This is a genomic window from Mesorhizobium sp. M7A.F.Ca.CA.001.08.2.1 (genome assembly GCF_003998455.1).
Classification (GTDB): Bacteria; Pseudomonadota; Alphaproteobacteria; order Rhizobiales; family Rhizobiaceae; genus Mesorhizobium; species Mesorhizobium ciceri.
The window spans coordinates 1-3,162 of record NZ_RZPW01000720.1 but is presented as its reverse complement, the minus strand read 5'-3'; the positions used below and the strand labels follow the sequence as shown (position 1 = coordinate 3,162).

6 protein-coding genes are annotated in these 3,162 nt (G+C 59.4%); 4 read left to right on the top strand and 2 right to left on the bottom strand.

Annotation, left to right across the window (positions count from 1 at the left end):
- Positions 1-1,106 (top strand): DUF3387 domain-containing protein (locus EN914_RS29670; protein WP_127389458.1); only part of this gene is annotated, 1,106 nt, incomplete at its 5' end.
- Positions 1,107-1,120: 14 nt separating this feature from the next.
- Here the strand turns inward: EN914_RS29670 and EN914_RS29665 are convergent.
- Complete coding sequence (locus EN914_RS29665) at positions 1,121-1,438, bottom strand: hypothetical protein (RefSeq protein ID WP_024505048.1); 318 nt, start codon at positions 1,436-1,438, stop codon at positions 1,121-1,123.
- Positions 1,439-1,531: 93 nt separating this feature from the next.
- On the opposite strand from EN914_RS29665, the gene EN914_RS29660 reads away from it, so the two are divergent.
- From EN914_RS29660 to EN914_RS38465, 3 genes are read left to right on the top strand one after another with little or no spacing between them, the layout of a single operon-like run.
- Positions 1,532-1,810: a hypothetical protein gene (locus EN914_RS29660; RefSeq protein ID WP_024505047.1), complete on the top strand. Its 279-nt coding sequence runs from the start codon at positions 1,532-1,534 to the stop codon at positions 1,808-1,810.
- Positions 1,811-1,819: 9 nt separating this feature from the next.
- Positions 1,820-2,521 carry an SOS response-associated peptidase gene (locus EN914_RS29655; RefSeq protein WP_024505046.1) on the top strand — a complete coding sequence of 234 codons (702 nt, stop codon included), beginning with the start codon at positions 1,820-1,822 and terminating at the stop codon, positions 2,519-2,521.
- An 18-nt stretch (positions 2,522-2,539) separates the two neighbouring features.
- Positions 2,540-2,725: a hypothetical protein gene (locus EN914_RS38465; RefSeq protein WP_024505045.1), complete on the top strand. Its 186-nt coding sequence runs from the start codon at positions 2,540-2,542 to the stop codon at positions 2,723-2,725.
- Between the two features lie 175 nt (positions 2,726-2,900).
- Here the strand turns inward: EN914_RS38465 and EN914_RS38460 are convergent.
- The coding region (locus EN914_RS38460; protein ID WP_206527269.1) for a hypothetical protein at positions 2,901-3,162 on the bottom strand (262 nt) is incomplete at its 5' end.

Below are 3,162 nucleotides of genomic sequence, written 5' to 3'. Positions count from 1 at the left end.
GCCTTATGCAGGCCATCGCGCGTGTAAATCGCGTCTGGGGGGATAAGCCAGGTGGCTTGGTCGTTGACTATCTCGGCATCGGAGCCGAACTGAAGGCAGCGCTTTCGAAATACACCCAGGGCGATCGCGATCAGGTGCGGATGGACGCCGACGAGGCGGTTCGGCAGACGCTTACAAATCTTGAAAGCGCATTGGCGTTCCTGGAAGGCGCACCGTGGCGTTCCTTCTTTGGGGCAAGTCCTGTTCAGCGCCTTACGCTTCTCAAGCAGTGCCTCGAGCACCTTCTGTCGACCCAGCAACGCGACGCCTTCATCGACGTCGCTCTGAAACTCGAGGTCGCTTATGCGATCAGCGCCGGTGAGGAGCGGGTCACGGCGAAGCGGAATGAGATCGCGTTGATCGCGGCCCTCAGGGCGAACCTGGTGAAGTACACGTCTGGCGGGGGACGCAGCCGCGCCACGGTGGAACGCGACATCCGCCAACTCCTTTCGCGCGCGGTGATGGCTGATGGGATACTTGACGTCTTCCAGTCTGCTGGCCTTGAGCAGCCCGATCTTTCGATCTTCTCCGAGGAATTCCTAGCCGAGGTGCGTGGCAGCAGGCACGAAAACCTCGCGATCGAAACCCTTCGGCGACTGCTTGCTGATGAGATCAGATCGCACGCACGGACTAACATTGTCCAATCTACCAAATTAAGCGAGCGGCTCGACGAGACTCTCAGAAAGTACCATAACCGCGCCGTCGACAGCGTACAGGTTATCGAGGAACTCATCGACCTTGCCAACGAGATCCGAGAGAACGCCGCGCGCGCCCGCGAACTGGGCCTCTCCGAAGAAGAGATAGCATTCTACGAGGCGCTGGCGGAGAACGGATCGGCAAAGGAACTGATGGCGCACGAGACGCTGCGGACACTTGCGCAGTTGCTCGTCCAGACGATCCGCGCTTCGGCGACCATTGACTGGACGCGGAAGGAAGGCGTCCGCGCCAAAATGCGTATAGAGGTTCGAAAGCTGCTTGCCCGGTATGGCTACCCTCCGGACCTGCAGAAGGCTGCCGTCGACCTTGTTGTACGTCAGGCTGAGACGATCGCCGCGGATTGGGGATAAGCCATCGCTGTCCCCTATGCCGGATCTTCGCGCCAGATCGGCACGCGGTTGATCTTGATTGCCACGAGGCGGCGGATGCGCAAGCCGACCGCTTCGCGTCCTGTTGGCACGAACGCCTCGACCTCCAGCCTGCCGTGGTCCTTGCCGTTCTCGCACTTGATCCGGAAGGCCAAGGAGTCGACGTCGACGTCGCCGAATATCTGGATGAGATCGGAAGGCGCATAATTGTGCAGCCGCTTGCAGTAGCGGCACCGCACGCGCACCAGGCGCATGGTGTCGTTCAGCTTCGACAGCGGGTAGTCGCGATGCTTCGGCGCATAGGTCTCGGGCATGCCTTGAAATGAGGAACATATTCCTGTTGGTCAAGGGGCTCTTGACTCTGGTGTTCTCATTTTGTTCACTGTCGGCAAATTGGAGACACTCCCATGAAGTCGGTCATCGTCACCGAGTCCGAGCAGCCTGAGATTTATGCCACCGTAAAGCGCGAACGGCCTGCCATACACCGGGCCGTCAGCAAGATGGGCAAGCAAATGCGCGGCCTATCCGATGTCAGTCAGAAGCAGGCAATCGCCGAGCTGACGGCCTGTTGGATCCTGGCCATTTATCCGGAAGACCTCGATCTGGCCTTGTCGCTCTCGGACGCCATGCGCGAACAGACCGACATTTATCTGAGAGAAAGCAAGAAGGCTGGCGTACGTCATTAGGGGCAGGACATGTGCAATCTCTACAACATCACCACGTCGCAAGAAGCCATTCGCCAGTTCACAGGTGCCCTGCGTGACATTCTTGGCAACATGGAACCGTCGATCGATATCTATCCCAACCAATTCGGGCCGGTAGTCCGCAACGCATCGGACGGCCAGCGCGAGCTTGCCAGTCTCCGTTGGGGCATGCCGACGCCGTTGGAGCGCGTCAGGGGCAATTCCGACCCAGGCACCACGAACGTGCGCAATCCACAGTACGCCCACTGGCAGCAATATGTCGGCGTCGACCACCGATGCGTTGTTCCGGTGACCAGCTTCGCGGAGCCTAGTCCCAACCCGACTGAGATGGACCCGGAAACAGGCATCAAGCGCAACTATTGGTTTGCCGTCGACGAGAACAGACCGCTCTTCTTCTTTGCCGGCCTTTGGACACCATGGCATGGCGTGCGCAAGGTCAAGGACGGCCCCGGCGATCACGAGGTCTACGGCTTCATGACGACCAAACCCAACGACCTAGTCGCTGGCATCCATGAGAAGGCCATGCCGGTGATGCTGACCACGCCAGAACAAATCGAGACCTGGCTTACCGCGCCTTGGTCGGAAGCAAAGCGTCTGCAGCGCACCGCACCCGATGATGCTCTTGTGATCGTCGACAAGCCAGCGACGCAGATCAAGGTTCCGCAACAGGCGGCGCAGGGCTCATTGTTCTAAACAGCGGGAGGTATCGTCATGGATTACATCATCACGCTGGACAGCCGCCAGGAGGCGGCGTTGCAGGCCGTCGCTGACAAGTTCGTCGCCAAGCACAAGGGCGACGCGATGAAGGCGCTGAAAGAGATGATTGTGCTCAACGGCCGCCTTCAAGATCAACTCGACGCGCTGAATGCTCCGCCTCTTGGCAGGCGATACGGATGAGTGACGAACCCGCCAGGCTTGCCGAAGGCATGTCAGCGGTTCCGCGTGAGCGCTCGCGGATCGAAAACCACGTCTGCGAGTTTGCTGGATGCGCCAAGGGCGCGCCGTTCGGTTTCGCACGGCCGAGACAGCCGTCGCATTGGTATTGCCTTGAACACCGCGAGCACGGGGACCGTCACCTGTGAAGGAGAAAGGCCATGCCAGATAAACCGCCATATATGCCGATCGGCATTGGGATGGGCATGCTGGTCGACGACGAGACCTCGGCGTTCTGATATTCGAGACGGCGCAAGGCAACTTCGACTTTGCCGTCAATCTGCAGGCGGTCGAAGTCCTGACAAAGGCGCTCAACAAGATCGAAATGCATCTCCACTCCGACAAGGTGCATTGAATGTCCGAACATGTCCTGCCTGGTCAGAAGAAGCCGAAGCTGATCG

Coding starts and splice junctions, on each gene's coding strand:
- EN914_RS29665 (WP_024505048.1), bottom strand. CDS start 1,438: ATGCCCGAGACCTATGCGCCGAAGCATCGCGACTACCCGCTGTCGAAG.
- EN914_RS38465 (WP_024505045.1), top strand. CDS start 2,540: ATGGATTACATCATCACGCTGGACAGCCGCCAGGAGGCGGCGTTGCAG.
- EN914_RS29660 (WP_024505047.1), top strand. CDS start 1,532: ATGAAGTCGGTCATCGTCACCGAGTCCGAGCAGCCTGAGATTTATGCC.
- EN914_RS29655 (WP_024505046.1), top strand. CDS start 1,820: ATGTGCAATCTCTACAACATCACCACGTCGCAAGAAGCCATTCGCCAG.